Annotated in this window: 5 protein-coding genes; 1 reads left to right on the top strand and 4 read right to left on the bottom strand. The window is 67.3% G+C overall.

Annotated elements, in window-relative coordinates; all coding sequences use genetic code 11:
• Window positions 1–504: ABC transporter permease (locus G4D87_RS33695; RefSeq protein WP_163786784.1), on the top strand; the 504-nt coding region annotated here is incomplete at its 5' end.
• A 91-nt stretch (window positions 505–595) separates the two neighbouring features.
• Here the strand turns inward: G4D87_RS33695 and G4D87_RS33690 are convergent.
• From G4D87_RS33690 to G4D87_RS33675, 4 genes are read right to left on the bottom strand one after another with little or no spacing between them, the layout of a single operon-like run.
• Window positions 596–1,345, bottom strand: coding sequence for an SMI1/KNR4 family protein (locus G4D87_RS33690; RefSeq protein ID WP_240358823.1), 750 nt, complete (start codon window positions 1,343–1,345; stop codon window positions 596–598).
• Between the two features lie 59 nt (window positions 1,346–1,404).
• Window positions 1,405–2,766, bottom strand: a complete 1,362-nt coding sequence (locus tag G4D87_RS33685; RefSeq protein ID WP_163786782.1) for a DUF4150 domain-containing protein — start codon at window positions 2,764–2,766, stop codon at window positions 1,405–1,407.
• The gene (locus G4D87_RS33680; RefSeq protein WP_163786781.1) at window positions 2,763–3,812 is read right to left on the bottom strand and encodes a 3-oxoacyl-ACP synthase; all 1,050 of its coding nucleotides are present in this window, start codon (window positions 3,810–3,812) and stop codon (window positions 2,763–2,765) included. The genes G4D87_RS33685 and G4D87_RS33680 overlap by 4 nt, the downstream gene beginning before the upstream one ends.
• Window positions 3,809–4,831: a DUF2169 family type VI secretion system accessory protein gene (locus tag G4D87_RS33675; protein ID WP_163786780.1), complete on the bottom strand. Its 1,023-nt coding sequence runs from the start codon at window positions 4,829–4,831 to the stop codon at window positions 3,809–3,811. The genes G4D87_RS33680 and G4D87_RS33675 overlap by 4 nt, the downstream gene beginning before the upstream one ends.
• Window positions 4,832–4,861: the final 30 nt, after the last annotated feature.

The raw sequence follows: 4,861 nt of genomic DNA, 5'->3' as shown, positions 1-4,861 counted from the left end.
GTGTTGGGGTTGACGGGGGTCATCCAGACGGTGCCGTCGCTGGCGCTGCTGGTGGTGATGATTCCGCTGCTGGGGATTGGCTCGCGTCCGGCGATCGCCGCGTTGTTCCTCTACAGCCTGTTGCCCATTGTCCGGAACACGGCGGCGGGGCTGGCGGGAATCCCGCTCGAGGTTCGCGAGTCCGCGGAGGCGCTGGGTTTACCCGCGCGGGCGCGGCTGTGGCGCATTGAGTTGCCCATGGCGGCGCCGTCCATCCTGGCGGGCATCCAGACGGCCGCGGTCATCAACGTGGGCACCGCCACGCTGGGCGCGCTGGTGGGGGCAGGGGGCTACGGCCAGCCGATTCTCACGGGCATCCGGTTGGATGACGTGCGGCTCATCCTGGAGGGCGCGGTTCCCGCTGCCGCGCTGGCGCTGGTCGCCAGCGGCCTGTTCGACGCCGTGGAGCGCGTGGTGGTGCCCCGGGGGCTGCGGCTGGGCACGGCGGCGCGTTCGACGCGGTAGGGGCCGCTCAGAAACGACGTAGCCTCATGAAAGTCTGGGTGGACCAAGCTGCGTTGATGCATGGCGCCGGGCTATGTGAATGCCCCCTTCGTCAACCACCGCTCAAATCCTCCTCATGGTCGCTGATGACTTCCTCCAGAATCCGCTGCTGTTCCTTGTCGCGCGCGCGCAATCTCAGTCCCGTACGCGGAATTGATGCTGTAGGTGCTCGGATAAGGGCAATCGCGCCATACTTTGTGTGTTCCAGAGGAACCACCTCTGACGAGGCCCCGAGTTCGGTGAGAGAGAATCCCAGGCGCGTGAGGAGGTCGTATGTCTTGGCCGGAGTCTCGGGTTTCCGCCCAAGGCTGTAGTACTCCGTTTGCTTCTCCGGTGCAGCATCAAAGACGATCCTGGATACAATGATTGTTCGCAGCCAGTCGGAGAAGGTTGGGAAGGGTCGCTCTACCTCTCCCTTCCCGCGGACCAGGTCCTCTTCGTGAATGCGGATGATTGCCGCGTCCCGTCCGTCGGGTGTTGGACGGAAGAGTTCGAAGATATCGTCCGTGTCGCGCCTCCCGGTAGTATTGAACTCATCCTCCTCGCCCATTGTGAACCTGAGGTACCGGCGAGTATCCGGCCGCTCCCGTTGCAGGTCCTCGCGGTCCTCCAGCAGCGCCGAAATAGAGGTTGTGCCGAACGTCAACCGTAGGCTGCCAGTCGCTGAGCCCATCGTCTCCAGGAACTCGCGATACACGTGAGGCAGCGCGTTGAGCCCTCCATGCGGCTTGGCCAGGGCGGCAATCTGGTCGGCAGTGGCCGGCTTGAAGCCCTGGGTGCTACCGGGCTCCCATCGCTCCATGAAAGCGAGCAAGCCTGGCATCGACAATGGAGGGGGGGCCTCAAGAAGCTTCGACCAGGTCATCCGCATTTCTGCACCTCGAGGTCACACCGAGCCATGAAAAGTGTGTCCTGACACGACTGGCAGGAAAGCACGGTCTCACCCGACTTGCGTCGCATATCAACGCGTTCCCCATCGGGCTCGACACCTCTACCTTCATTGAGGGCCGCGACGACCGCCGCGACACTTGGAGGCTTCCATGCCCCCGCCCCCATGCCGTCAGGGCCCACTGCTCTATCCTTGGGTGGAGAGTATTCGGAGGGGCCGCGATAGAGTACTGGGTAGGCCAGTTTCCTGGCGCTGGGAAAGGCGAAGAACATCTCCGTCATGGAATTCGCGACGTGGCCGCTCTTGCCGATGAGTTTGGCGCCCGCGCAAGTTCCAGGCTTGTTGTTGTAGCCTGCTTTTTTGTCGGCGACTGACGTCTCCGTATCGTCCCACCGCTTGCTGAGCTTTCTGATGGCCTCAGTGTCTCCCGCGGCACATCTTGGGTTCCTGGCCAAGAAGTCCTCCAGCGTGGCGGCCTCCCCAGTGACGGTGCAGCCGTGAGTATCGGCGATGGCCATGAAGTCAGGAGGCACTTCGCCACCCGACACCGCGGCGAACCTCTTGCCGTTGCGGCACACCATGACTCCGAACATGTATCCCGTAGAGTCCGCGCGTCGATGGCCCTCAAGCCCCTTGCGCTTCGCCTTGAGTTTCTGAATTTCGGCCCTTCGCTCATCCAAGGTCGCTGGTTTGGGCGGTGGACTCGTGCCCTCGAAAAGGCGCTTGAGTTGGGCTTCCTTCGTGATGACTTCCTGATTGACCTTGGCCCACTCGGCCTCGCGCGCCTTGAGGTCCTTGAGAATCTTCTTTGCGATGTCGAGGCTTTGGCCTTCTTCTGTTTCTTGCTGCTCAATCACCGCGTGGCTGTCCGGGTCTTTCTGGCAGATGATGCACGTTCCCTCGAAGTCGTCACCGTAGGCGAAGCCAGTTCCCGCCCGGCCATTCGACATGAAAGCGGTGTTGAACGAGTTGCCGTTGTGGAGGGTGACGTCGAGGAAGCGCACGACGCCCTTGCCCTCAACCTTCACGTCCACGCTGCCGCTGCCCCAGGCCATCTTCCCCTTGAACTTGGAGGAGAGGAGGCCGCCCGCCGTGCCCGGCTCATCGCCCGAGCTGACGCTCAGCTCGGAGTCCGTCAGCGCCACCGGCTGGCCGTTGATGGTGACGCTCTTGCTGCCCTTGGTGAGCATGGCGTCCTGGGCGGAGTTGACGAAGGGCGAGGGCACCGGGCCGCCCGGCGTCGGCACCTTGCAGACGTCGGGGGCCGCCGAGGTGTGCGTGTTGCCGCTTCCCTTGTGAATGATTGAGCGACCGTTGGCGAAGACCTGGCTCATGCTTCCTCCTTGGCGTTTCGAATCATCTCCACGATGCAGGCGCCAATGCGTCCCCCGTCGGAACTGCCGTAGACGAGTGTCCTGCGCGCGCGGGGCTGGCGCCAGCGCGCACGGTGCAGCGCCACGCCCAGCATGACGGGGCCCGCGCCGGCCCCCGCGTCCCCCAGTCCTTCACCCGCGACGAGGACTCGCAGGGGCTCGGGCATGAGGGCGGCGTTGCGCAGGTAGGCGCGAGAGAACTCCGTTGCCCAGAAGCCGTCTCCGGGCTGGCAGGCCAGGACTGCGTCGACGCGTCGCCCGCCCATTGCTGAGTCTCGCCGCAGGGCATGGAGGGCTTCTGTCAGCCCCTCGGCCAGACTGGGACGCCCCTGCGTGAAGGGCCTTGGCTCCACGGCGAGCGCCGTGCCCAGCAGGACGCCCGAGGCCTCCAACTTCAGGGGCTTGAGGGCGCCGGGTCGCGCCAATGCGACAAAGCCCGCTGCCTCGCCCGGGATTCTCCCGTCCGGATTCCGGCGGCCCAGGTGAAGCCGCGCTTCCGCGAGCGTCCGCAGCGAGGCGCTGTCAACCAGCGAGTCCACCGCCCCCACCAGGGCCAGCGCGGGGGCCCTGTCGGAGTGCAAGTCCTTCTGGGCGGAGGCCAGGGCCTCGAAGAAGGCGGCCCGCCCAGCCGCGTGTACCTGCACGAGTTCCAGCCGTCCCGCTGTCTCAGCCAGCAGCGCCGCCACCAGCGCTTCCTGCGCCACTCCGGCGCCCAGCCCTGCCTCCGGCAGTCCGAGGTACAGCGGAACCCGCCCCGGAGGGAGTGCGTCCAGGAGCGGCCGCACGCCGGCGAGTGCTTGCCCGGCAAGGGCCACCATTCGCTCCGTGCGGGTGAGGGAGACGTCGAGGAGACTCAGCCGCGAGGCCCGCACGGGCTCGGCCACCGCGTCCAGTACCTCCGTCTCTACGAAGCGCACGAGGCCCGCGCGCAGTGAGGCCAACGTCATGTGCGCCGAGGTGCCCACCGGCGTGCAGAGGCCCAGGCCCACCACCTGCGCCGCACTCATGGCGTGTCCTCCCCCGGCAGCAGCCGCCGCACGGTGCTTACCGCATGCGTGGCCAACTGCCGGTGCGCCGGAAACATCGCTCGCCAGGTGAGGACGAGCCGGCCCTCGTCCGGCTCCACCAGCACAGTGTCCAGCACCATGCGCCGCTTCTCCCTCCGCCCGGCGAAGGTGCAGCGGGCCAGGAGTCGGTGCGTGGGAAGGTGAAAGGCCAAGGGCCCGTCGGGAGAGACGCCTTCCAGCACCACCGGCTCTCCGCCCTGCAGGTGAGTCGAAGCGCGCAGGCCGTCAGGGGCGGCATGGAAGAAGCGCTCGTCGAAGTCCCGGGGCCAGAGGGGGGCGCGCTTCTCCACCCAGGCCGAATCGTACGTCCCCGCCCAGCCCAGGCGCGGTTGCCAGTGCCGCGCCACCGGGCCGAAGCCGCAAGGAGGGGGCCTGTCTGCCCAGCCGCGCACGAGGGCCTCGGGCGCCTCGATGGAGGGGAGGGGCTTCTCCAGCGCCTCCTTCGCGCTGGCGTAGAAGCCCCGGCCCACGGGGTTGCGCGCCTCTTGGCCCGAGGCCGTGGCGCCGCCGAAGGCGTACTCGTAGCGCAGCGGCACAGACTCGAAGGGCAGGGCGTCCGAGGCGCTCAGCCCCATGAGGCCGTGGTACCAGACGCGAGTGCCGAAGACGGCGGCCCGCTTCTCCAGCGTCCCCACCCGCACCGCCACCTGCGCTCGCGTCACCTTGCGGCCTCGGGGCGCCCAGGCCTGTCCGTGCAGCAGCACGTCCGTGCCCGGCCGCGTGTAGGCCGACTGCGACTCGTCGCGCAGGCTCGACTTGTCCGGCTCGCCCCAGTACGTGTCCGTGGTGGCGGGCTTCGGTTGCTTCTCGCATACCGCCAGCGGCGCGTGAGTGGCGCGCCCGGCCGGAGGCAGGGCGAAGCTACCGGCGACGACGAGGACGAGGCACTCCTCGCCTTCCTTCGTCAGTGAGAGGAAGTCGGTGGCCGCGAAGGGCGTGAAATTCTCCAGGGCGGGCATGGGGCGTCAGCGCAAGGTGGGGGCCAGGGG

This window comes from Myxococcus vastator (assembly GCF_010894475.1).
GTDB classification, from domain to species: domain Bacteria; phylum Myxococcota; class Myxococcia; order Myxococcales; family Myxococcaceae; genus Myxococcus; species Myxococcus vastator.
Note: the sequence above shows the minus strand (reverse complement) of the source record. Positions and strands in the feature narration are given on the sequence as shown.